Below are 24,369 nucleotides of genomic sequence, written 5' to 3'. Positions count from 1 at the left end.
GCCAGCGAGGGTTGATTATTTTATAAAGGCGGAGAATGCTTTTGTGATTATAATGACCAGATTTGTTTGTAATGAATGATTATAATTACGGCTGGGTTTTGTAATGGGGGGGGGATCGGGCGCGGCGCGGAGGGGCGTCAGTTGATATTCACCATGGAGCCCTGGATGGTGAGGATGGCGTCGGATTTGACCTCGGCCATGGCTCCGTGCATCGCGGCTTTTGCGGTGCCTTCGAGGGTGAGGTTGATGCCGGCTGTGATGTCGGTGTTCATGTCGGATTCGACGGCCGCGCCACTCGTGCCCTTGGCGCTGAAGTTGCCCGTGGCCTCGATGGTGGTGTCGCCTGTGGAGGTGACTCCAAATTTGCCGCCGGCCTCGCTGGTGATGTCGCCTCCGCTGGTGCTGGCGATGCTGCCGTCGCCGTTGATGGCGATGTCGGCGGTGGTGCTGATTTTGATGCCGTCGGAGGTGATCGCTATAAAGTGGTCGCCGACGTGGAGCGTGAGGTTTTCCTCGGCTTCGAGGACGATTTCCTTGGCCTTGAGGTAGCGTTGCTCGGTGACGGCGGTGGCGTGGTTGGCCTCGAAGGTCTCGGCGACGTCGCCGGTGACTTTGAGCGAGGATTTGCCGCCGATTTCGATGACGCGGGGGCCTTTGATCATGATGTGCTGGCCGCCGCCTTCCTCGACTTCGCCCTTGGTTTCGCCGTCGGCTCCCTCGACGCCCTCGGCGCCGGCGCCGATGCTGAGTTTGTGCATGCCGCCGATGGCCTCGTGATGGTCCTTGTGGATGAGTTCGAGGCGGTCGTTGAGGACGGTGAGGTGGGTGTCGTTGCCGACGTGCTCGACGCGGTCGTTGGCGGTGGTGATTTCGTGGTCCTTGCCGGCGTGGATGAGGAGTTGTTCCTCGTCTTTTTTGTCCTCGAAGCGGACTTCGTTATACACTTCGCCCTCGGGGGTGGAGTGGGTTTTGATGGTGGAGCGGGTCTTGTGGTCGGGGAGGGCGTAGGGGGGGAGGTTTTCGGCGTTGTAGAGGCAGCCGGTGATGACGGGGCGGTCTGGGTGGCCGTCGAGGAATTCGACGATGACTTCCTGGCCGACGCGGGGGATGAAGAGGGTGCCGAAGTTTTTGCCGGTCCACATTTGCGCGGTGCGGAGGTAAACGGTGCTGTCCTCGCCTTTTTTCTCGTCGTCGCGGTCCCAGTGGAAGCGGACTTTGACGCAGCCGTATTCGTCGGTGTGGATTTCGTCGTCCTCGGCCCCGGTGACGATGGCGGAGTGCGGGCCGCGGAGGTCGGGGATCGGGGTGCGTTGCGGGGCGCGGTATTGCTGGTCGGCAATGATGGCGGTGATGCGGGACTGGAAGGTTGCCTCGGCGGGGGGCTCGCCGTCGGTGTAGGGGGGATTTTCGGCGAAGATTTCGTTTTCGATGACGAGGTATTTTTGGTTAAAGGCGGTGTTGGGGTGGTTTTCGAGGGAGAATGTGGTGCCGGTGGAGAGTGTGACGGCGGTGGTGGTGCCGGTGTAGGTGTTGTGGGTGGCTTGGTGCGCGCCGAGGCGAATTTTGGCGAGTTTGTCGCCGTCGGTGCTTTCGGCGAAGATGCCGGGGTAGTCGAACATTTCCGCGTCGTCGCCGGTGTAGCCGCGGCTTTCGGTGGCGTTGGAGCGGAGGACGGTGGAGGGGCTTTTGTAGTTGTAGTCTGCGAGGACGTAGTTGCCGGGGATGGCGTTGCTGAGCACGCCCCAAGACTGGATGCCTTGTTCGCCGCGTATGAGGCGTTTGCTGTGGAAGGCGATGGTGGCGGCGTCGGATGCGTCGGAGTGCGAGCCTGGGGAATCGCAGAGCACGAGCGTGTGTTTTCCGTCGGCGTGCTCGAAGTGGTAATAGATGCCTTCCTCTTCCATGAGGCGGGACGCGAAGGCGAGGTCGCTTTCGCGGTATTGGACGCAATAGGGGCGTTCGGTGCTGCCCGAGTCGGAGGCGCTGTCCTTGTAGTCGCTTATGCCGGCGTCGGTTTTGATGATGTCGGAGAGGATGGTCTTGGTGTCTTTTTTTTGGAAGATGCGGCAGTCGGTGGTGAGCGAGGTGAGCCAGAGTTTGGGAACAATGACGGCCACGTAGCGGGCGAGGGCGCCGGTGGAGCCGGTGCGGCCGAAGGAGCGCACGATGCCGTTGATGTAGCGGGTGCCGCCGTCCTTGATGGCGCTTTCGATCTCGATGGTCACGTCCTTGCCGAGGACGTCCTTGTAGTCGATGTTGTTGTCTTCGCTGAGCATGCGGGCCTCGTATTCAAAGAGGGTGCTGAGCCGTTCAACGCCGCGTATGCTTTTGAGGAGGAGTTTGTCCTTGCCGAGCGGCGTGGTGATGCGCAGGAGGCGGTTGTCTTGTGTGTAATCGGACATGGCGGAGGGAGGATTTTCGATTTTGGATTCTCGATTTTCGATTGCGCGCTACCGCGCGGTTGCGAATGCGGGTATGGAGCGGTAGCTCCCAATCCAAAATCGAGAATCCAAAATCGAAAATATAGTTACTCTTTGTAGTTATAAACGAAGGCGCTGTCTTTTGTTTCGACGGTGATGGTTTTGATGTTCCGGCCTTCCATCAGGCGGGTGAGGATTTCGCGGCTGATGTCGGGGAGGAGGGTTTGGGTGAGGATGGCGTCCACCATGCGCCCGCCGCTTTCGTTTTCCGTGCAGCGGCTGGCGATGAGCGCGACGACGTCGTCGGTGTAGGTGAGTGCGATGCCGCGGTTGGCGGCGATGCGCCTGACGATGCGGCCGAGTTGCAGGCGGATGATGGCGCGGAGCATTTCGTCGCTGAGCGGGAAGTAGGGGATGGTGACGAGGCGTCCGAGAAGCGCGGCGGGGAAGGTCTTGAGGAGCGCGGGGCGGAGCGCCTTGGCAATGCCGTCGGCGTCGGGCATGAGCTCGGGGTCCTTGCAGAGGTTTGTAATGATGTCCGTGCCGACGTTGGTGGTGAGGAGAATGATGGTGTTCTTGAAGTCGATGAGGCGGCCCTCGCCGTCCTCCATCCAGCCTTTGTCGAAGACTTGGAAGAAGATTTCGTGGACGTCGGGGTGCGCTTTTTCGACTTCATCGAGGAGCACGATCGAGTAGGGGCGGCGGCGGACGGCCTCGGTGAGGATGCCGCCTTCGCCGTAGCCGACGTAGCCCGGGGGCGCGCCTTTGAGCGTGGAGACGGTGTGCGCCTCCTGAAACTCGCTCATGTTGATCGTGATGACGTTTTGCTCGCCGCCGTAGAGGACTTCGGCGAGGGCGAGGGCGGTTTCGGTTTTGCCGACGCCGCTGGTGCCGGCGAGCATGAACACGCCGATGGGTTTGCTCGGGTTGTCGAGGCTGGCGCGCGAGGTCTGGATGCGGCGCGCAATGGCTTCGAGCGCGTGGCGCTGGCCGATGATGCGTTTTTCCAAGTTGTCCGCGAGGTTGAGGACGGACTGGATCTCGTTTTTCACCATGCGTCCGACGGGGATGCCGGTCCAATCGGCGACGACGGCGGCGACGGCCTGGTCGTTGACCGAGGGGAGTATGAGCGGCGTCTCGCCTTGGAGGGCGGAGAGTTGGGTTTCGAGGTCGCGGAGTTCGGCGATGAGGGGATCGGCGGGAGTCGCGGTTTTTGCGGGGGCTGACTTCGCGGATTTCTTGGCGGACTTTTTCTTTTTGGATTTTTTGCCGGTTTTTTTCTCGGACTGATCTGACTGAGTGGATGGATCGGACTGACCAGGTGTGGCGGGGGTTTCCTCTTTTTGGGCTTCGGTGACTTGACGGCGGAGGGCGATGATTTTTTCGACGAGTTCTTTTTCCTTGGTCCAGTCGGCCTCGAGTTTGGCGAGGTGGGTTTTGTCGTCTTCGAGGTTTTTGCGGAGCCTGGTTTCGCGTTCGGCGTGGTCGGCGCCGAGCTTGGATTCGCGAGCGAGGATTTCGAGCTCGGCTTCCTCGATTATTATGCGCTGGCGGGTGTCGTCGATTTCGGCGGGCGTGGCGTGCTGCGAGACGGCGACGCGGGCGCAGGCGGTGTCGATGAGGCTGACGGCCTTGTCGGGAAGCTGGCGCGAGGGGATGTAGCGGTGCGAGAGTTTGACGGCGGCCTCGACGGCGCTGTCGAGGACTTGCACGCGATGGTGTTTTTCGAGGACGGGGGCGAGGCCGCGAATCATGGCGATGGCGGCGGCTTCGTCGGGTTCGTCGACTTTGACAACCTGGAAGCGGCGCGTGAGGGCGGGGTCTTTTTCGATGTGCTTTTTGTATTCGGCCCAGGTGGTGGCGGCGACGGTGCGGAGGGTGCCGCGGGCGAGGGCGGGTTTGAGGAGGTTGGCGGCGTCGCCCGTGCCGGCCGCGCCGCCGGCGCCGATGAGGGTGTGGGCTTCGTCGATGAAGAGGATGATGGGGGTGGGGGAGGCTTGCACCTCGTCGATGACCTGGCGGAGGCGCTGTTCGAACTCGCCTTTCATGCTGGCCCCGGCCTGGAGGAGGCCGATGTCGAGGGAGCGGAGTGTGACGTCGCGGAGCGAGGGGGGCACGTCGCCTTTGACGATGCGTTGCGCGAAACCTTCGATGACGGCGGTTTTGCCGACGCCCGCCTCGCCGGTGAGGATGGGGTTGTTTTGGCGGCGGCGCATGAGGATGTCCACGATCTGGCGGATTTCGTCCTCGCGGCAAAGGATGGGGTCCATTTTGCCTTCGCGGGCCTGTGCGGTGAGGTCGGTGGTGTAACGGTTGAGGGCTTCCTGTTTGCCGAGTTGGGCGGGCGACATGGCGCCGCTGGCCTCGCCGGGAGCGGCTCCGCCGGTGGCGTCGGAGGCGGGGGATGACATGCGCGCCTCGGGAGAGCCGGAGGTGATGTCGGCGAAGTTGTCCGTGAGCGCCTGCTCCTTGACCTTGCCGAACTCGGGCGAGAACTGGAGCAGCAGCGAACGGAGGCTGGGCGTGCTGATGAGCGCGAGGAGGAGGTGGCCGGTGCGGATGGAGTTTTCGCCGAAGAGGAGCGAGGAGTAGGTCCACGCTTGCTGGGTGGCGTTTTCGATGTGCGGCGAGAAGTCGTTGATGGCGGTGGCGCCGCGCGGGAGGCGGTCGAGCGCGGCGGTGAGGTCGGCTGCGAGGCGCGAGGCATCGAGCGAGAAGTGCCGCGCGATGTGGTGCAGGTCGGTGTCCTGTGTCTGGAAGATTTGGTTTATCCAGTGCAGGAGCTCGACGTAGGGGTTGCCGCGCATTTTGCAGAAGACGGTGGCGCCTTCGAGTGCCTTATACGCGAGCGGATTGAGTTTACCGAATAGGGTGGAGCGTTGGATGGATGGCATGGGTGGTGATGGAATGTGAAATGAAAACAGGATTATTCTCGAATGGCTTTTGTATTTTGTGATTAAGAAATGATAAAAGAGAATCAGTTTGTCTTAGCATGCCTCAATCTGTGAGGACTTTTTTTTCTTGCCGAATATTTGTGCCGCTCATGTTTGCTCGCTCAATGACATCCATTGCCGTGTTTGCCTTGAATAGTTTTTTAACAAATTTTAGTTCCTCATCAATATCGGCGGCTGTGTTGGCTGAGATTTGCCCGAATTGGTTCAATTTAGCGCGAGCCGCCGCCACTGTTTCTTTGCCGCGCAGGGGCTCTTTTTTCGCCAGCGCGTCCACATATTGGCTGATGTGGCCCATCTGCCGTCCGCTCAAATCTTGCACCCTGACATTCAATGAATTCAGGCGGTCCACAATTCGCGAGGCCAGTTTTACAAAGTCGTTTTTTTTGATTTTCTTGGTTTTTCCCAAAAGTAAATTTTTGCTTTTGACAATGGACGCCAATTCCTTTCGGGCGGCCTCGGCGGATTTGAGCATGGTGTCCAGCGAGTCCAATGCTGTTTTTTGGGTTTTTTCCAGCAACTTCTCGTCGTTGATGCCCGCCTTCATGTCACCGGCGATTATAGCGGTGAGTTCCATCAGCTTGGAATTGAGCCTTTCGAAGCTCTGCCGAAGCGTTTTGTGAATGGTGAAGGCAACTTCGAATTTATGCCTCTGAACTTTGTTGGCGGATTCCAGGCGTTTCGAGAGATTTCGGATGGCTCCCTCAAAGGCCTTGATGGCTTTTTGAATATCGTCCCTTTGAGCGTTTAATTGTTGAATCCGGTTGTTTATTCCGGGGAGCGCGCGTGTGTTTTTAATTTTGTTATTCATGAGGCGGTATTCATCGCAGTCGTCCGCCTCCTTTATGAGTTTTTTTATTGAAAGCACCAATTTTGCCAGTGCGGCCTCGTCCAGTATGGCCATGTCCCTTTCAATTTTGGCGTCCAGTTTGTTACAATGCTCCTTGATGGACTTTTCGTAGTTAATCAAATCGGCGAGAAATCCCGGAATGATTTGTTTTTTCACACCGGCGGGAATGACAGCCTCCGTTTTAATGTCATCGGCCAATTTCCTCACGGCTTCAATCACAGGCGCCAGCTGCCTGGCGCACAGTCCGTCTATTTTGTCACCAGTCGCGGCTTCAAGCTCGGTCCATTGTATTTTACCGAACAAAGACTCGATTTTTTTAAGCCGGGGACCGAAGTCCACCTTTGTTGTCAAATCGGCCCCGTTTTTTTTCCTGGCGTTTTTCTTATACGCGGACCATTGGGCATGTGTGTAGGGGAGTTTTAATTGTTTTGGCGTGGCCATGATGTTATATAATATTTATAGTTACTTGAATTTGTCAGTGGGCTCCAGGAAGCCTGAAATCCCTTCCGCTGTAAGCTTTGTAGATAATTGGTCCGTCCTTGTAATATTTGGCCAGTTGCGCCTGCAATCCCGCGAGTTCCTTGGCGAGTGATGCGCATTCGCGGTGACAAGACTGGATGCTTGATGTGAGAGCGCCTAATTCCTTCTTATATTCTTTTTTGCCGATAACGGAGGCGTCTTTAAGAATTTCTTTTATTCTCCTGTCGTATTCAGCACTCACATTATACGCTTTCTCATCGAACCCCCAATAAGTGCGCACAACGCTTGCCAGATAAGCCTCATCAAAAGCGCCGAATGCCGCATCATCAAGTTGAAGCGCCCCCTTGCGCTTCTTTGCCTCCGGCGCTATTTTTTTTAGATAATCCCTCGCCTTGGCGAGCGCTTGTTTTAGCTTCGGTTTGTCAGCTTTATAGGAGTCACGCTTTGCAGTCAGCTCACTGAGAATAGCTTTTAGGTTCGCAAGGCAGGAACGATAAGCGTTTTGTTCGTTGGTATCATTTGTCCTCTTTTTTTCATCCTTTTCCTCCGCCTCATCTATCATCTTCTGAGTAATCTGCGCTCGCAGGTCCTTGTAGTATTCTTGGGCGGCATCGAGGTAATTTTTTAATTCCCTTACTTTCTTTGTGCTCATGCTTGCCAGCGGGGTCATGAGATCCAGCCTTCGTTCCCTGGCGATCGAAGCGGCCTTTTCAAGGCGGGTTTGCAGTTCCTTGAGATTCGCCGCGCTTTTCTTTTTAACTCCCAGCAGACCCTCGATCTTTGGGAGTTCTTTTGAAAAACCCGGAGGGCGTTTTCCCGGGGCGGCGTAGCCGCTTTTTTTCCAAGCGGTATAATTATATTTTGAATCAAGTTTGGACGGGAGCGCCATGGTGTGTGCTTTCTATGGGTGCGCTTGTTGATCGAGGAGTGTTTAGCGGAGGGATTGGAGTTCGCCCAGCAGCTCGGAGACTTCCTTTTCTATGTTGGAGAGCAGGGTTTGCCTTGCCGTCATGTATTTGTCCCATGCCTTATTTAGCTCGGCGCGCGCAGTGACGATTTTGGGCTGGGCCTTGGCGGCTTTCAGCACGAGAGCCTTGTTGATGACCGCGGGGGCGTTATTGCGCGAAATTGCATTGCCCATGCTGACGGCCAAATCCCGGAGGGGATGGTCGATTTTGGCAATTACGGCGTCGATGTCGGCATTGGTGGATTTTCCTGTGAGCATTTGTGTTTCCAAGAACGCTTTTTTGAGGCGATCCCTTTGCTTGATGATTTCGGCGTCCGAGCCTTGCGTGTCCGCCCTTGCCTGTCCCGTCACCGAATTGGCGTCAGGCACGAATGTTTTGATTTCAAAATCATAAAAATCGCCGGCTGTTCTGCTGATGGAATTCAGGTGCTTGGCAACCTCGCCGTCCGTTAGTTTTTTTAGATAACTGGCGGTGGCGATGATTTCCTTCACGGCTTTTTTCGCTTTTTCCCCAAATGGGTTCCAATAGTTGGTCAAAAGCGTGGCGACTTCGCCGGGGTTTTTCTTTTTCGCAAGCGCGGCGCAGTTCTTTTCGGAGAAGTAGTCCCATTTCACGGATGCGATTATTTTTTCGAGCGATTCGAGTGCTTTTCCGAGGTCGCTTTCGGGAATGTTTTTCGTCTTTTTCGACTTTTTATACGCTTGCCATTGGGCACGGGTTAAGAGGGCGGGGACGATGATTTTTTGCACGTTGGGCATGGTTGGAGTCCTTCTATTTGTATTTTTGATTTGTGTATGTGTCGCCGGCTTGATGGCGCCTTGGGTGCGGGTGTCACGCCTTGATTTCCGCAATCATTTCGGCGATCCAAGCATTCGCGCCGCCGATGGTTTCCCCGGCTTCGTTGACGGTTTGAATGCAGGTTTTTGCGAGGTTTGTATAAACAGCCATGGAATTGGCTTCGACGATCTTGTATTCTTTTGTCTTCATGAAGGCAGCCGTGAGCGTTTGCAGTTGCTTTGCCGAGGCTGAGAGCTTTGCGACCATGTTCTTGATCTCCTTTATCTTGGAGGTTGCGTCGCGGCGCAGTTCCGGGTTTTTCGCCATCATGGCCACTGGCCCTTTTCTTTTTTTCCATTCCGCCACGAGTTTATCCGTTTCCGTGTCCACCGCCCCCTCCAGCTTCTTCAATTTGGCATAATACTTATCCAGCAGATCGAACTCTTTCACATTGGTTTTGGGTCGCTTGCCCTTGGCCGCCTTGAGCAGGGTTTCGGCGGCGTCGATCAGGGCGGGCGCCTTGCCGAGAGCATCTGTGAACGGAGCCATGGCCTTTTGGCACTCATCGTGAAGCGATTTGAAATAGCTTTTATACATCGAGATGCCGGCGGGCATCGCTATTCTTGCGCCGGGCGTGGCATCTATGATTTTCACACCGTTCTTGACGTCCGTTTTCAAGGCATCGATGCGGGTTGCGAAGTTTTTGATTTCGGCCTCCGTGATTTGGCGGTTTTTATCGTTTATAATATCGTTGATGTTTTTTATCAGCGTCTTGGCGCCGGAGGCGATGAGCTTGAAGCGGGCGATCATCATTTTGCGCGTGCCGAGGGATTTTTCATAGGCCGCGTAGGCTTCGGCCACATTTTGGCCAAGGGGCCTGTAATGGTTGCTCAGATCGAGGACGGCCTTGTTGAGTTGCGCCTCCATCTGGCCGGCGGCTTTGCTTATTTTCTGGGCGTCAGACTTGCTGGCGAGGCCGCTGCCGACTTTATAATCGGCGGATTCGGCGATCGCGGCGTCGCCCAGCGCCTTCAGCGCCGCGCGCATGGGCGTTATGTGGGCCTTGACTTGCGCCGCCATGACGGCGTTCCAGTTCTTAATATCAACGTGGTTTTCGGGAATATCAAAATCGTCCGGGGCAATGTTGGCGTAGGCGGTTTCGACGGCGGTGAGGAGGGCTGGAACTTTGGATTTTTTGGAGCTGAGGAGTTTCCAGTCGTTTTTCTTGAGATTTTTGAGGAGGGGGGGGAGTGAGAGTTTCATCGCAGTGGTATGTGTGTTGTTTATATTATTTTAATGGATTGTTGCGTGTATTGCGAATCACGCTTCCTTGGCGGCTTTCTTGAAGTCGGAGATGTTGTCCTTGAGGTCGATCAGGCCCTGGGCGACGTCGATCATGTCCTCGGCGTCCTTGAGGCTGACGACCGAGGTGACGAGGTTCACTATTTCGGGGAGCATGGTGAGTTTGCCGAGAACCTCCTTGTCCTTCTTTAATATAATCTCAACGGCGGGTGCGCATTTTTTAATATTCGACTTGTTCTTGGAGTATCTTTTGGAGAGGGAGATTATTTTTTCCAGGAGGGCGTCGAGTTTGGCCTCCAGTTTGGCCATGGCCTTCGGGTCGCCGCCATTGACGCTGAATTCGAGATTGGACTCCATGAGCGGGGGTAGCGCCTTGGCGGCCTTGGCGGCGTTGTAATGAAGGCCGGCGGTTTTGTTGTCCCATAGCTCGACCTCGTCCTTGAGTTTTCTGGCGGTGTCGAGGAGGGGGATGTCGAGGGTGTCGATGGCGAGGTTGAGGTAGGCCTCCTTTTTCGCGGCGGTTTGATATTTAGCGAGCAGTTTGGCGGCGGTTTTTGTCACGCTTTTTCCGGAGCTTTCGACCTCCTTGCCGAGGCTGTATAAAACCGCGCCCAGTTTCGCGAGTCCGGTGAGGGTGCCGACGATGGCCCCGGCGATGGCGGCGGGGCCGCTGGCCCCGGCGAATTTGAGGGCGGAGAGGGCGACGCCGAGGCCGCTTTTGGCGACCTTCTTTTTGCTTTCGAGCTTGTAGGCCTTGTATTGTTTTTTCGCGGCGGTGAACTCGCGCCATTTTTCCTGGGGGATTTTGTCGAGTTGCGTGTAGAGGGCGTCGAGTTTCGACTCCACGGTCTTTTTAACCTTGTCGGTGAAGGAGACCCGGGCGTCCGTCTGGAATTTGGGCAAAACCTTGTCCGCGTTTGTTATTATATTGGTGATGTCCCTGATGGTGTCGGTGACGGCGGTTCCCATGGCGTCGGAGATGACGGCGGTTATGTAGGCGTTTTCCTTGCCGCCCATGTCGGGCATGCTGATGTAGGTGACGACGAGGGAGGGAGGGAGGGTGAAGACTTTGCTTTTGGTGGCGTCGTTTATCTTTTTCCCGATGTCGCCGTAGTTTCTTTCAAACTTGGTGATTCCGTCGATTTGGAGGGCGGCGGAGGCTCCGGGTTTGAGCTTGGAGATGTCTGCCATGAAGTTGTATGCGGTGATGGCGGAGACGAGCTTGAGGGCGTCGGCTTTTATGGCGACGATGAGGTCGAGGGATTTTTTGGGGATGGGTTTTGATTTTTTCCAGTCGGACTCGGTTTTGGAGGCGGTGGTGACGAGGGCTTGGGCGGCGGCGGCGAGGGGTTTGATTTTTTTTGCCTCGGTGTCGGCGCGTTTTTTGAGGTCGTCGATGAGGGCGTCGGTCCAGTCGCGGGTGGCGCGGGGGGTGAAGACGGACCAGTCGATGGCAGTGTGCGCGGAGTCGAGCTTTTCCATGGCGGGGCCGATGCCGGTGGCTCCCTGGAGTTTTGCCATGAGACCCTTGTTTTTGTCCCAGTTGGATTTGGTGAGAGTTTTGGGGATGAGAATTGGAGAGGGCATGGTGGTGCAGTTTTTGTTGATTGTTTTTGAGGGGGCTGGAGCCGATGTTGTTTAATTAGTGGCTATGGGGGATAATATTTTGGCCGCGGATTACTTGGCGCGGCGCAGCCGCAACCGAAGTTTCGAGTTTTTATTTTGACCACGGATTACACGGATTATCCCCGATGACAAACCGGGCGTCGCAAGCGACGCCCCCCCACTGTGTTTATTCGTGTAATCCGCGGTCATGTATTATTGGGGGATATAAGGCGGAGGGCGCGTGCTTAGAATTGGGCGCGGCGTTGTGGTGTCATCGTCACAGTTTTATCGGGCCGACGTCGTCAGGGAGTGTCTTGGCGTCTTTGAGGAGGGAAACCACAAGGAAGAGCGTTTCCGAGAGTGTGTCTTCGGTGACTTTCTTGTGGCTCATTGCCCAGGGGCTCAGGTCTTGCTGAATTTTTTTGGCTTTCGCCAGAGGGTATGAGGAGATGTTGAAGAGTTCGGCCATGGTGATGCGAGCGCATACTTGGACGAGAGTGCGACGGGCGATGTTATCATCCGATGCCTTGTTGAAGGCTTCGACGGCTCCCTTTTTATCGGTTTTGAGCTGCTTGCCGATGTTGGCTAGAAACGCGATGTTTTTGTCGGCGCAGGAGCCTATTTTTATGGTGAGGGCGTATGCTATTTTGCCGTTCAGCTCGGTGATGGATTCCTTGAGAAGGTCGTCCCAGAATTTCACCATGACATCGGGCTTGATTTCCCCCGAGAAGAAGAGGGCGTCGACGGCGATTTCGGCGGCGGCCTTGGAGGCTTTCGGGTATTTGGCGTCGGCAAACATTTTGGAGGCTTCCTTTGCCGTTTTGTGGAGGCTGATGGCGGCCTTGTATAGTTTGGACATGGGGCCGCTTTCGACGGAGGCTTTTTGGGCGGCCACCGTTTGCCTCAGCATGTTAAATTCCTTGATCACGGAGGGGCCGGCGTTGCCGGCGAGTCCGTCAGCTTTGATTACGTAACCGGATATTTTTTTATAGGCGGTCCAGTCCGCTTTTTTATACGCGTCTTGAAAGCTTTTGATGGCCTCGGTAACGCCCGATGGTTTTTTCTTAGAGAGAAGCTCACGTTTTTTATTCCATGAGTTTACGTCAATACTGGGCGGGGCTGGCGGTTGTTTGAATTGCGGCATTGTGGTGGTGTTTTTTGTTAATGTTGTGTTATGCGAGGCTTGTTTTTTCGGAGGGTGTCTCGCGTGGTTTTCAAGGGGAAGAATGCCGGGCGCGGGGCGGAGCGGAAATATATTGTGATTACAATGGGCGGTTTTGTTTGTAATCCACAGGGCGAGGGCCGTCAGGTTTTTGGCGTGACTAGGAGGTCGCCGTGGTTGCGGGTGGGCGGGTTGGAGTGGAGCCAGGTGGTCCAGCCGAGTTGCTGGCCGCCGTCCGCGCCACCGAGGCGGAGCATGGGGATTTCGTCGGCGCGGATGACGAGGCGGGCGTCCCAATAGAGTTCGGCTCCGGCATAGTTTAATATCCAGTCGCGGAGGCGGCGGAAGGATTCGCCGCGGGGCAGGAGGCGCTTGTAATCGGCGTAGCGCATGGGGCCGAGGTTCACGCGGAAGCTGAGCTGGGTGTCCCAGACGCGGGTGCCGATGATTGCGTTCTGGCCGAGCGTGGAATCGGTGGTGCGTCCGCCGAGGCCGCAGTAGCAGTCCTCGGGCAGCGGTATCCAGCGGCCGACTAGGGTTTCGATGGTCGCGGGGACGCTGAAGAACTCGGAGATTATGGACTCAAGGCTTTCGATGTTGCGCGTGGGGCAGGAGAGGCGTCCGGTGTAGTAGAGTTTGGCGTTGAGGGGGATGCTGTCGTTTTCGGTGGGCGCGGAGGCGTCGTCCGCCGCGCCAAACATGGCGCCGATGTAGTGGGAGAAGGTTTGCCGGTCGGGGCGGTCGAGGTCGGCGGAGAGTTGGTTCACCATCCATGCGCGGTAGAAGAGCGCGATCATGCGGTGGTGGAAGATGTCGCAGAAGGCGGCGAAGGTGCGGTCGCCGTGGTGGCGGTCGCGGCTGCGGGCGTGTTCGGTGAGGTGGAGGGGCAGGGGGCCGTTGGGGCCGAAGAGGCCGAGGAAGTTTACGTAGAGGCGCGGCGGGGCGGTTTCGGTCGCGGGGGAGAATGACTCGATGGGGGTGCGGGCAAAGACGAGTTCGGGTTTCTGGCCAAAGCGGATGGCTTCTTGCGCGGGGGTGTAGGCTTCGCCGGTGCGCGGGAGGTCGGGGTGCGCGGCGTCGAGCATGCGGACCGCGCGGTAGAAGTCCATGGAGGTGATGGAGGACTCGGGGGAGGCTGGTGTTTGCTCGGACATTGCGGAATGGGACTATGTGGAACCGGTGGGACGGATGGGACGGATGGCGGCGATTTTGGCGGGGCTCAAAATCGCCGCCGTGCCAGGCGGAGGGTGTTATGCAAGGCCCGCTTTTTTGAGCAGGTCTTTTCTTCCTGATTCCGTGAGCAGGGTTTTGACGGCGTCCTTGCAGTGTTTGTAGAAATATTCGGCTGTGTGCTTGGCTATCGCCTGCCCGGAAGCTCCGCTTAGGTTGTGCATGTGTTTCGTGCCGGCATTGCTCAGGGATGCGAAGAGCAGAACCCTGATGGCGCCGCTTCTTTTGATCGCGGACTCCACGTCTTTCGTTTTCAGGTCAACGTTGACGGGCAGCGCAGTCACCAGCGCGGAGGGGATGCAGTGGGCAAACTTCGCATCCAGCTCGTAAAGCGGCCACAGCGGGGCAAGATACTCGGCGATGTCCTTGGCATAATTCGGGTGGATTTGCCCTTTGGTAAAGATGGCCCATTTCTTCCAGCTTTGCTTTCTGCCGTAGTCCGCATAGCCCTTGCCATAGCCATTGAGCCAATTGTGGCATATCGTGGCTTTTTTCCCGTCATTGAACAAATTGCTCCAGATCCCGGTGCCTTTTCTTTTTGTGATTTGCAGCATGTTAGCGATAACATCGTGCCGGACAGCCAAGTCCCAAAGCGGCTCCATTTTTTCCGGTTTGGCCTCCTTTTTTTCCTCGGCTTTTTCCTCCGCAACCACACCGCAATAGACGGCGAGTTTTTTGGCCTTGCTCGTGATTTCAAGCAGTTTTGCCGCCGTCTCAGGGCCAACCGTGCCTTTCTTGTCGCCTTTGATTTTGTATTTCGACTGAAAGGCCGCGACCGCTTTTTCGGTTGCCTGGCCAAAGTCTCCATCGGGTTTGAGTTTGGGGTTGGCCTTGCACTTTTCGTTGAGTATTTCCTGGAGGATCGTGACGTAGTCGTTGTTGACGCCTTTTTTTAGTATTTTTGCCATGATGGTATTATTGGGTTTGGGTTGTTGTGCTGGCTGCTGTCGCTGGTTTTTCGCCTAGAGCACCGCGCGTTTTCCCGCCGTGGGTTTCCATCGGGCAATTTCGCCTCGTTGTTCGGTGCGGATCACGGTTTCGGTGAAGGAGTTTATGGTGGCGTATTTGGTGAGGAATTGCTCTAGGACGCTCGCGAGGAGGAACACGCCGGTGCCTTCGAAGGCGGGTTCGTCGAAGGTGAGCGTGACTTCGAGGCCGCGGCCGAAGGTGATCGGGCCGGGCGTGGGCGAGCGGCGGATCACGGGGCGGGCTTGCACGGCGGTGAGGCCTTCGATTTGGCGGGCGAGCTCGCGGTTGTCGTCCTCGATGTAGAGTTTGAGGATGTCGCGGAGGGCGGTGGAGTTGCGTCCGTCGGCGGAGTTGACGAGCGAGGTGTAGTTGAGCGAGAGGTGGCTGATGAGGCGCCAGGTGAAGCGGCCCTCGGCCATGGAGGGGTGCGGCTCGGTGGGGCCGGCGATGCAGCGGATGCCGGTGATGGGCGCGCTGGTTTCCATAGTGAAATCGGCGGTGGTGACGCCGATGGCCATTTGGATGGGGAGGTGGCGGTTGGTGCAGAGGGCCTGGATGGCGAGCTGGCGGAGGTCGGCGCGGTAGGGGGCGGCGTTGGCATCGACGAGTGAGATGAAGACTTCGGTGCCGGTGTAGTCGCTTTTTTTGCCGAATTGTTTTTCGCGGGCGGTGAGGATGCGGGGCTGGCGGATGCTTGTGTAGTAGGCGGCGGAGGTGAGGTCGGTGTCCTTCGCCATATAGAAGGGGTTGAAGGTTTGTTGTTCGTCGGCGGTTTCGCCGAGGCCGCGCACGGAGTCGATTTGAAAGATTTCAAAATCGAGGGGGCGGTTGCGGTCGGGGACGACGTGGAACTCGGAGAGCCATTCGGAGAGTTGGATGCGGTCGAGCGACTTGGGGAAGAGGTTGATGACGGGGGCGCAGTGGAGGGCGAAGTTGGAGGCGTCGATGCGGTTTTCGAGGCGGGGTTCCTGTTGCGCGAGGGGGATGACGATGTCGAGTTGCGTGTCGATGGCGCACTCGGCGGCGAGGTTTTCAGAGAGGTTGCCGACTTTGAAAAAGAGGAAGCGCTGGGGGAACGCGAAGTATTCGCGGAGGAGGCGGTAGCCCTCGAAGGAGCGCGGGCTGGGGGGCAGGAGCGCCTCGTTTTCCTCGAGGCCGACGCGGGTGACGTGCTCGGGGCCGGAGATGGAGACGATTTTGCCTCGACGGGCGGGGGACTGGACAACGACGCCGAGCTGGTGGGCGATGATTTGCTCGAAGATGGAGGCGGGGAGGTCGCTCGCGCCGGTGAGGTGGAGGACGAGTTCGTTGAGCGCGATTTTGTTAAAGGTGAGTCCGGCGGTGGCCTTGATGCGGATGCGGATGGCGGCCTTGGCGCCGAGGTTGCGGGGGAGGTTGAGGGCGGCGACGTCGCGGGTGTAGTAACGGACTTCCTCGATGCGGACGGGGAGGAGGTTGACGTCGTGCGCGGTGCGGAAGGTGCAGGGGGTGCGGTCGCCTTTGCCGAGGATGCTTTTCAGGATGGAGCCGCGTGGGATGACGGCGCCCTTGGCGAGGTTGGCCTCCTTTTCGTCGGCGGCGAAGCGGACGATGGCCATCGAGGGGATGGGGGTGAGGAAGTGCGGGTAGATTGTTTCGAGGAGCGACTGGGTGAAGCGGGGGAACTCGGCGTCGAGCTTGAGGTGGACGCGGGCGGCGAGGTAGGCGAAGCCTTCGAGGAGGCGTTCGACGTAGGGGTCGGGGCAGGTGTCGGCGCCGGCGGTGTCGAGCGCGAGGCGTCCGGCGATCTTGGGGAACTCCTGCGCAAACTCGGCCGCCGACACGCGGAGGTGGCGGAGTTCGTTGTTATAATAATCGAGGAAGCGTTTGTCCATGTTTCGACCTTCGGTCTAATTTATAATTAAAAATGAATAATGTGTAATGGGGCGCTGCCGCGCCGTTGGGAGCTAGTTTTTAAGATTAAGTTTAATAGGGCGGAGGGTTTTTCATTATACATTATTCATTATGCATTTTTCATTAGCGCGCGTCAGCGCGCGCTAAAGCTGCTGATGGCCTGGCCGGCGCCGGCTTCGATGTCGACCTGGGTTTTGATGAAGAGTTTTTCGGGGATGGGGTTGGCCCAGAGGTCGCCGCGGATTTCGAAGCTGACGAGCTGGTTCAGCATGGTGGCGCGGACGGAGAGGGTGCTTTTTATGATGCGCGGCTCGAAGACGCAGATGGCGTCGTAGAGGGAATCCTCAAGCGCGCCCATGTCGGGGGCGGTCAGGCCGAAGAGGTGGCGGATGCCGAAATTAAAAACGGAGCGCTCGACTTCGGGGAAATCGCCGATGCGAAACTCGGTTCCGGGGCGCGATCCCTCGACGGGGAGGTGCGCGCTGGTGCTGAAGAGCCAGGTGAGGTCGCGCAGGACGCCCTCGCGGTAGGCTTGCGAGGAAATGACACGCGCGTTGCGTCCCTCGACCTTGCTTGCGGAATTGTCGTCAAGCAGGCGGTCAAGGAGGCACGGGTGGATGCGTTTGAAGTGTTGGTCGTCGGGCGGCACGGAGGAAATTTAATTTTCGATTTTCGATTCTCGATTTTCGATTGCGCGCTACCGCGCGATCTCGAGGTCGGAAATGGAGCGGAAGCTCCCAATCGAAAATCGAGAATCGAAAATCGAAAATGTTTTTATGTTTCCAGGTCGATGATGCGGAGGTCGAGGATGGGGTGCTCGGTTTCGTCGGTGGCGAACATGCGCTGGCCGGAACCGACGGTGAAGTTGCCCGGGAGGTCGGTCCATTGTGTGAGACGGGAGAGCGCGCACTTGGAGTCGGGCGCGGAGTCGGGGGCGCCGACGGGAGCGTAGCGCACGGGGATGAAGCCGGCGCCTTCGCCTCCGTTGCTCCAGACGAATTGCGCGGGCGCGAAGACGAGGTCGATGAGGTTGCCCGGCGCTTCGAGCGCGATGCGTTTGATGCGGCTCATGGGCACCCAGTAGTATTTGCCCTCCATGTGCAGCTCGATAACGGGGCCGAGGCGGGTGTCGGCGTCGGCGATCCACTCGAAGGGTTTGCCGTCGATCTTGCCCGAGGTGGCGGGGGCGGCGTCGAAGGCCTGGTCGCGGAGCGCGGCGGCGGCCTCGGGCTTGCCTTGTGCGAGGAGCTGGTTGGCCTGCATGAGGGGCGCGAGCCATTGGTCGGGTTCGCCGAGGATGAGCGGGGTGCGTTTGCCGGCGAAAACTTCGGCGCGGAAAACCTCGCACTGGATTGCCATTTGGTGGAGGCGCGTGGTGACGCGCGCGTCGGGGTCGTCGGGGATGAGGCCGGCGTAGATGGCGAGCTGGTCGAGCGCCTTTTCCCAGCGGCCGAGCACGCAGTTGAGCTGGTAGAGGAATGCGCGGGCCTTCGGGTCGGCGGGGTTGGCGCGGACGGCGGCGTTGGCGGCCGCGAGCGTGGCGTCGAGGTCGGCTTGCTTGAGGTGGTCGGCGGGATCGGACATGATGGAAAAGCGGAGGGTGGAGGGAAATTACGGCAAACGGATATGAAACCCGCGTCGTGCAAAGCCCGCAAGGCAGCGCAGGGCGGGCTCCTGCGCTGCGCTGTGCGATATGCTGGCTATCACAACGATCAACCGGCTTTCGTGCCGGAGTTTTCGACGCGATCCCAGAAGAAGTTGGCAAGCTGACCTGTGGCCGCGCCAGTTCTGGCGTCGGTCTTATAATAGGTATAGGCAACCTTGCCGTAGTTGAACTTCAACGTTTCCGAGGGCATTTCATCGCCGCTTCCGGTAATATTGACTTCGGTGATCACGATATTGCTGTATGTGATTTTCAGGTAACGCGTGGGTTTGCCTTGGTCGCCTTCGCCAGCGGCGCGATAAACCATGACAACCGCCCTGTTTATATGCTTTCCGGAGAGGCAATAAAAAAGAAGGGTGCCCGAGGAGATATCCAGCGACTTTCCAGTTTCGAAATCCTCGAAATTGGCGCGTCCCACTGTGACAGCCCCAGTTCCCGAGCGGTTTTCAACGAGGGGCATGTTGAGGTCGAGTGAAAACGAGTTTATTTCGATGGGGCCCGCGCCCGCCGGGATCTCCGAGGCGCTCTTGCCCACCTCGCTCGTGGAGTCGCCCTGAACGCCCTCAATGTATAGATATGCTTCTAATGCCATGATGTTATAGAGTTGGTTTTAATTGTATATTGGTTGATATTATTGATCTCAGGCCTTGCTTCCCGAGTTTTTGATGGTGCTCCAACTGAACACGCTTTTTTTGCCGCCCGGAGTGATGGCCCCGGTTTCCTCATCCACGCTAAAACCATTGTATTTGTATTCAATGGAACCGTAGGTGATCGATATCTCCTCCTCGGGAAGGTCATCGCCCGCCGAGCCGGAAAACTTGTAGGCGCTGATGACCGCGCCTTGCAAGACGACGGTGAGGAATTGGTGGGGCTTGTGCTTTGCGCCGCCCTCGTCGAGCGTGGCAAAAAGATTAACCACGATTCGCTTGAAGATGGTGCCCGCGGCGGCGTGAAACGCCAGGCTCATGCTGGTGGCGTCCGCTCTTTTCTTGCAGTTGAAAGGCTCGAGTTTGCCTTTTCCCGTGGTGGCGGCGCCTGTGCCGCCCGAGCGGGCCGGGGTCACCGCCATGGTGGCGGAAAAACCGTAGTCGGATATGTCTATCCACCCGGAATTGCCGTCGGCGCTGTCCGTTTGATAATTCGCACTAAGTTTGGCCTCTCCTTCCACTTTGGGTTCGAGAAACCGCATGTATGCATCGAATGCCATGATGTTTTATATATTTTCTAAGGTTGTGAGTTTGGTTGCCCTTACGCGCGTGAGGCGGTTTTTTGTGTCAGGAGACTGGCGGCGCGGCGCCAGAAAATCATGTGAAGACAGGGTTGTTACGGGGTTGAGAGTTTACTGGCGGAATCCGTGTCCTCGGAGAGAAAATTCCATTTCAAGTTTTGCCACAAGTTCTGCTTGGGCTGCCTTATGCAGGAGGTCACCATTTCAAATTTTATGGTGAACGTCTCCACCATGTTGGAACTTGTGGAGGCGGTGACGGAGAGACTGGATATTCGGCAGTTCTCCAATACATATCCCAAATAGGCTTCGCGGCTCGCCTTGTCTCCTTCTTCGGATTGGATTTGGCGGCAAATATGAACCTCCACCATGCCTTTAATATATTGGTCTGTGGCAAATTTTGAGCATTCCTGGCAAAGGTTGTGCAGTTTGGGGCTGGTGGCATCGAGCCACTTGTCGACAGTTATTTCTCCGTCCGCTTCGGCGGCACTCTCCCTCATCGCCGGTGATCTTTCCCCGCGAGCCCACCTTTCCAGGCGGTTTTTGATATGATTGAACCTCTTCTTTGAATCGCTGGTTTGGCGCGGCACGCCCGCGCCTGTCTCACTCGGGGCATCGTCTTCCCCGCTCTGCCTGTTCGTGGTTTCATCTTCGACACTGGCCTCGGTCTTGAATTTGAATGAGCGGATCGGTATCCATTCCTTCCCATATTTTTCGTCCGTGGACTCGGAGTTTTGGATTCCGGGAATTTTTATATAGGCGTAGATTGGCATGTCGGTTGCAGGTTGGGCGCGGGCGTGGTTGAATAGGGGTTTTATTGGATTTCCGCTTGCGTGCCGAAATCCCAGCCGAACTCCGTGGATTCCTCCGGGTGGAAATGTCTCATTTTCATTTTCTTGAATGTAATGGAGATTTTTTCCTCGGGAATATCGTCAGCCTCGAAGTCGATGTCGGTGTCGTAACTTGTGATGGAACATTCGTAGAAAACGTATTCAAGAAACGTCTGGAATGTGTCGATAACACCATCTTCATCCGTGTCGACCCAGCGGCACATGTGCAGGGTTATTTCCTGAAATATGTGGGCGGACGCATTTTTCCCTCCTTGGTTTTGCAAGGAGTTCTTTTTCATGCAGCGGATGAACAATTCATTGGATGCCGCATCGATGGGTTTTGTGATTTCAATTTCGGGATGCTCTTTGGCCAGTGAATAGTTGAATCCATATACTTCCGACCAGCCCTCGTGCGGCTCTTTCTGTTTGGCAAAGCTGGTGATGAGATCGAGCAGGCCGCCATTTTCGTCGTGGGTTTTGTCGACACAGTAGCTGCCTTCGATATCGTCACACTTCATATAAGCGTCGATGAGGGTTTCTTTTGAGGACATGGGCAGGGAGCAGTGGTTTTAGTTTTAATATTAAATTGAAGGTGGGGGGCGGTGCGGGGGAATAAATGATTTTGTGATTACAATGAGACGGTTTGTTTGTAATGACCGCGGCGCGGGTTTGCAGTTTACTGTTTACAGTTAGGGCGCTGCCGTGCCGAAAAAAGGTGGAGAGTAGGCGGGCTGGCGCGCGGCGTGTATGGCCGCCGCGCGCCGAATCCGGTTGAGGGTTATTTCTTGGCGGAGGGGAGCTTGGAGACGAGGCGGAGGGAGACCGTCAGGCCTTCAAGTTGATAGTGCGGGCGCAGGTAGAACTTCGCCGAGTAGTAACCGGGGTTGCCGGCGACGTCGTCCACCACGACTTCGGCGGCCGCCAGGGGGAAGCGGGCCTTGGCGTCCTCGGAGGCGGTCGGATCGGTGGTGACGTATTGGTTTACCCACTTGGAGAGCCAGTTTTTCATGTCCTCCCTTTCCTTGAAGGAGCCGATCTTGTCGCGGACGATGCACTTGAGGTAGTGCGCGAAGCGGCAGGTGGCGAAGAGGTAGGGGAAGCGCGCGGCGAGGTTGGCGTTCGCGGTGGCATCCGGGTCCTCGTATTGCTGCGGTTTGTTGAGCGATTGCGCGCCCACGAACACGGCGTAGTCGGTGTTTTTCCAGTGCGAGAGCGGGAGGAAGCCGTTGGCGCCGAGCTCGGCTTCGCGGCGGTCGGTGATGGCGATTTCCGTGGGACATTTCATGTCCACGCCGCCGTCATCGGTCGGGAAGCTGTGCACGGGGAGGCCTTCGACCATGCCGCCGGACTCGGCGCCGCGGATGCGCGAGCACCAGCCGTAGGTCTTGAACGAGCGGGTGATGTTCGTGCCCATGGCGTAGGCGGCGTTGGACCAGACGTATTTGTTGTGGTCGTTGCCGGTGATGTCCTCCTCGAAGGCGAACTCCTCGACGGGGTTGGTCTTCGCGCCGTAGGGGATGCGGGCGAGGAAGCGCGGGAGGGTGAGGCCGAGATACATGGCGTCGTCGGATTCGCGGAGCGAGCGCCACGAGGCGTATTCCGGTGTCTGGAATATCTTCGTGAGGTCGCGCGGGTCGCTGAGTTCGCGCCAGGACTCCATGTTCAGGAGCGTGGGCGCGGCGGCGGCGAAGAAGGGCGCGTGCGCGGCGGCGGCGATCTGCGCCATGCCCTGGAGCATTTCGATGTCCGGGGGCGAGTGGTCGAAGTAGTAGTCGCCGATGAGCGCGCCGTAGGGCTGGCCGCCGGGCATGCCGAATTCCTCCTCGTAGATTTTCTTGAAGAGGGGGCTCTGGTCCCAGGCGGTGCCTTTGAACTTTTTGAGCGTCTTGGCGATGTCCTTTTTCGAGATGTTGAGGACGCGGATTTTCAGGGACTCGTCGGTTTCGGTGTTGTTGACGAGGTGCGAGAGGCCGCGCCAGGCGCCTTCGAGCTTGGTAAAGTCCTCATGGTGGAGGATGAGGTTGATTTGCTCGGTGAGCTTTTTGTCGATCTCGGCGATGATGGCCTCGATGGTGTTGATGGCGTTGTCCGAGATGAGGGTGGTGGCGGAGAGGGCCTGCTGCGCGAGGGTTTGCACGGCGGCCTCGACCGCGGTCTTGGCCTCGTCGGTCTTGGGTTTGAACTGCTTGTTGAGCAGTGATTGGAATTCGCTGTATTCGGCGGTCGCTCCGCCGCCAGCGGCTTGTTGTTGGGCTTCGTCGGCCATGGTTTTGTTTAGTTTAGAGTTTAGGGTTTAATGTTTGGAGTTATTTGGCTTCGTCGGCGGGTTTGGCGGCGGCGGAGACGGATTGGAGGAGGGCGGGGTCGTTGAGGAGCTTGGTGATGAGGTCCTCGGCGCCGGTCTTGCCGTCCATGTAGGTGAGGAGGTTCGAGAGTTGCTCGCGGGTGGTGAGGAGCTTGTTGAGGGCGTCCACTTTGCGGGCGACGGCGGCGGGCGAGAAGTCGTCCATCGACTCGAAGTTGAGCTCGACGTTGAGGTTGCCTTCGCCGGTGAGGGTGTTGGGCACCTGGAGCGTGACTCGGGGTTTGGCCGATTTCATGCGCTCGTCGAAATTATCGACGTCGATTTCGAGGAATTTGCGGTCCGCGACGGGGTCGAGGGGCTCGGCTGGATTGCCCGAGAGGTCGGCCATGACGCCCATGACGAACGGGAGCTGAACTTTTTTCTCGGAGCCGTAGAGTTCCACATCGTATTCGATCTGGACTCGGGGGGCGCGATTGCGCGCGATGAACTTCTGACTGCTTGCTTTTGCCATGTTGTTTTAGGGGGGTTGGTTGTTGTTGTGGTTGGTTAGTTGTTTGTTGGTTTCCTAACGAGTTGTTTTAAGGCGGTGTTTGTGCCCGCAATAAAAGGGATTTGGAGTCAGTATTCTTCCTCGGGTGGTTTGGCTCCTGTGATGAGGGTTACGCGGTCCATGGCGTCGGGGGTCATGTCCTTGATAATTTCCATAAAGCTCATGGGGACAAGCCGTTTTACGCGCTCGAGCATGAGGGGGATGGGGCTCGCGGGTTCGTTTTGCGCGTAGTAGCGGATGATGAGGTCGAGGGTGCGGACAACGTCCTCGCGCGAGGAGATGCCGCCGGGCGCCGAGGCGCGGGCGGGGGTCGCTCCTCCTGCGGAGGCCGGCGCGGCGGCGGAGTCGTCCGAGTCGGCGGACGCACCGGCGCCGCTTTGGTGCGCGTCGATGGTGTTTTTGATGCGCTGGAGGTCGGCGATGAGGATTTCGTAGTTGGGCCAGGCGGAGGCGGAGAGGGTGTCGGTGAAGTAGTTGTTGATCGCCTGGGCGCAATCGAGCGCGGTGGTGATGTTTTCGAGGGTCGCCGAGACAAAGTCGGGCGGGCTTTCGCTGAACGCGCCGTCGATGATGGCGGTCGAGGGGGCGGGGTTGCCGTCGAGCATGGGGACGTTGTCGCGCGCGGCGAGGATGGCGTCGAGGCCCCAGTTGCCGGCTTGCACGGATTGGGTGATGGGGGTGGTGCGGAGGACGGCGATCGTTTTGTAGGGATCACCCGCGGTGCCGACGGGGGCACCAAGGACGTTGAGGGCGTTGACGCGTTCCTGCGGGTCGTTGTTGTCGTCGGGGTCGAGGCGCGGGTAGATGCCTTCCCATGCGGTTTCGAGGTAGTTGCGGATGAGCAGGAGGCCGGCGGCAAAGCCTTCCCAGCCTTTGAGGCGAAGGAGGACGTTGGCGTAGGCGGCGGCGACGCGGAGGTCTTTTGACTGAGCGAGGAGTTCCTCGCATTTTTCGCGGACGGCGCGCCAGTCGGCCTCCTCGGCGGGGGCGAATTGCGTTTCAGGTTTGCCGGCGATGAGGCGGTCGAGCTCGTAGATGGCGCCGCTGGCTGAGAGGTCGGCGCCGGCGGGATCATCGCCGGGGATGGGGGACAGGTATTTGTCGATGTTCATGGTGTTGGTATTTTGGATTTTCGATTCTCGATTTTCGATTGATTGGGAGCTTCCGCTCCGACGGCAAAGAGTTGCGA

Annotated in this window: 20 protein-coding genes; all 20 read right to left on the bottom strand. The window is 57.7% G+C overall.

Annotation, left to right across the window (positions count from 1 at the left end; all coding sequences use genetic code 11):
• Positions 1-137: 137 nt before the first annotated feature.
• A complete protein-coding gene (tssI, locus tag M2447_RS03205; protein ID WP_277557369.1) occupies positions 138-2,402 on the bottom strand; it encodes a type VI secretion system tip protein TssI/VgrG in 2,265 nt (754 codons plus the stop codon).
• A gap of 125 nt (positions 2,403-2,527) precedes the next feature.
• Positions 2,528-5,314, bottom strand: coding sequence for a type VI secretion system ATPase TssH (gene tssH, locus M2447_RS03200; protein ID WP_277557368.1), 2,787 nt, complete (start codon positions 5,312-5,314; stop codon positions 2,528-2,530).
• 103 nt (positions 5,315-5,417) lie between these two features.
• Positions 5,418-6,662 carry a hypothetical protein gene (locus M2447_RS03195; RefSeq protein WP_277557367.1) on the bottom strand — a complete coding sequence of 415 codons (1,245 nt, stop codon included), beginning with the start codon at positions 6,660-6,662 and terminating at the stop codon, positions 5,418-5,420.
• A 34-nt stretch (positions 6,663-6,696) separates the two neighbouring features.
• Positions 6,697-7,590 carry a hypothetical protein gene (locus tag M2447_RS03190; protein ID WP_277509084.1) on the bottom strand — a complete coding sequence of 298 codons (894 nt, stop codon included), beginning with the start codon at positions 7,588-7,590 and terminating at the stop codon, positions 6,697-6,699.
• Between the two features lie 42 nt (positions 7,591-7,632).
• On the bottom strand, positions 7,633-8,427 hold the full coding sequence (locus M2447_RS03185) for a hypothetical protein (protein ID WP_277509083.1): 795 nt from the start codon (positions 8,425-8,427) through the stop codon (positions 7,633-7,635).
• 73 nt (positions 8,428-8,500) lie between these two features.
• Entirely contained in the window at positions 8,501-9,709 is a 1,209-nt protein-coding gene (locus tag M2447_RS03180) for a hypothetical protein (protein WP_277509081.1), read from the bottom strand.
• Positions 9,710-9,766: 57 nt separating this feature from the next.
• Positions 9,767-11,335 (bottom strand): hypothetical protein, encoded by a 1,569-nt coding sequence (locus M2447_RS03175; RefSeq protein ID WP_277557366.1) that lies wholly within the window; start codon positions 11,333-11,335, stop codon positions 9,767-9,769.
• A 295-nt stretch (positions 11,336-11,630) separates the two neighbouring features.
• A complete protein-coding gene (locus M2447_RS03170; RefSeq protein WP_277509079.1) occupies positions 11,631-12,497 on the bottom strand; it encodes a hypothetical protein in 867 nt (288 codons plus the stop codon).
• 161 nt (positions 12,498-12,658) lie between these two features.
• Positions 12,659-13,669 carry a type VI secretion system baseplate subunit TssG gene (gene tssG, locus M2447_RS03165; protein ID WP_277557365.1) on the bottom strand — a complete coding sequence of 337 codons (1,011 nt, stop codon included), beginning with the start codon at positions 13,667-13,669 and terminating at the stop codon, positions 12,659-12,661.
• A gap of 96 nt (positions 13,670-13,765) precedes the next feature.
• Positions 13,766-14,653, bottom strand: coding sequence for a peptidoglycan-binding protein (locus M2447_RS03160; protein WP_277557364.1), 888 nt, complete (start codon positions 14,651-14,653; stop codon positions 13,766-13,768).
• A 54-nt stretch (positions 14,654-14,707) separates the two neighbouring features.
• On the bottom strand, positions 14,708-16,588 hold the full coding sequence (gene tssF, locus M2447_RS03155) for a type VI secretion system baseplate subunit TssF (protein ID WP_277557363.1): 1,881 nt from the start codon (positions 16,586-16,588) through the stop codon (positions 14,708-14,710).
• A gap of 152 nt (positions 16,589-16,740) precedes the next feature.
• Positions 16,741-17,256 carry a GPW/gp25 family protein gene (locus M2447_RS03150; RefSeq protein WP_277557362.1) on the bottom strand — a complete coding sequence of 172 codons (516 nt, stop codon included), beginning with the start codon at positions 17,254-17,256 and terminating at the stop codon, positions 16,741-16,743.
• 125 nt (positions 17,257-17,381) lie between these two features.
• A complete protein-coding gene (locus M2447_RS03145) occupies positions 17,382-18,191 on the bottom strand; it encodes a type VI secretion system accessory protein TagJ (protein ID WP_277557361.1) in 810 nt (269 codons plus the stop codon).
• Between the two features lie 128 nt (positions 18,192-18,319).
• Positions 18,320-18,862 (bottom strand): type VI secretion system tube protein Hcp, encoded by a 543-nt coding sequence (locus M2447_RS03140; protein WP_277509073.1) that lies wholly within the window; start codon positions 18,860-18,862, stop codon positions 18,320-18,322.
• Between the two features lie 48 nt (positions 18,863-18,910).
• A complete protein-coding gene (locus M2447_RS03135) occupies positions 18,911-19,477 on the bottom strand; it encodes a type VI secretion system tube protein Hcp (RefSeq protein WP_277557360.1) in 567 nt (188 codons plus the stop codon).
• 116 nt (positions 19,478-19,593) lie between these two features.
• Entirely contained in the window at positions 19,594-20,268 is a 675-nt protein-coding gene (locus M2447_RS03130; RefSeq protein WP_277509070.1) for a type VI secretion system tube protein Hcp, read from the bottom strand.
• 41 nt (positions 20,269-20,309) lie between these two features.
• On the bottom strand, positions 20,310-20,876 hold the full coding sequence (locus tag M2447_RS03125) for a hypothetical protein (protein WP_277509068.1): 567 nt from the start codon (positions 20,874-20,876) through the stop codon (positions 20,310-20,312).
• 227 nt (positions 20,877-21,103) lie between these two features.
• A complete protein-coding gene (tssC, locus tag M2447_RS03120) occupies positions 21,104-22,591 on the bottom strand; it encodes a type VI secretion system contractile sheath large subunit (RefSeq protein WP_277509065.1) in 1,488 nt (495 codons plus the stop codon).
• 40 nt (positions 22,592-22,631) lie between these two features.
• Positions 22,632-23,141, bottom strand: coding sequence for a type VI secretion system contractile sheath small subunit (gene tssB / locus M2447_RS03115; RefSeq protein WP_277557359.1), 510 nt, complete (start codon positions 23,139-23,141; stop codon positions 22,632-22,634).
• 107 nt (positions 23,142-23,248) lie between these two features.
• Positions 23,249-24,292: a type VI secretion system protein TssA gene (tssA, locus tag M2447_RS03110; RefSeq protein ID WP_277557358.1), complete on the bottom strand. Its 1,044-nt coding sequence runs from the start codon at positions 24,290-24,292 to the stop codon at positions 23,249-23,251.
• Positions 24,293-24,369 lie beyond the last annotated feature (77 nt).

It is taken from the genome of Ereboglobus sp. PH5-10, assembly GCF_029504735.1.
GTDB lineage: Bacteria > Verrucomicrobiota > Verrucomicrobiia > Opitutales > Opitutaceae > Ereboglobus.
The sequence above is the reverse complement of the archived record's forward strand: the minus strand, read 5'-3'. Positions and strand labels throughout refer to the sequence as shown.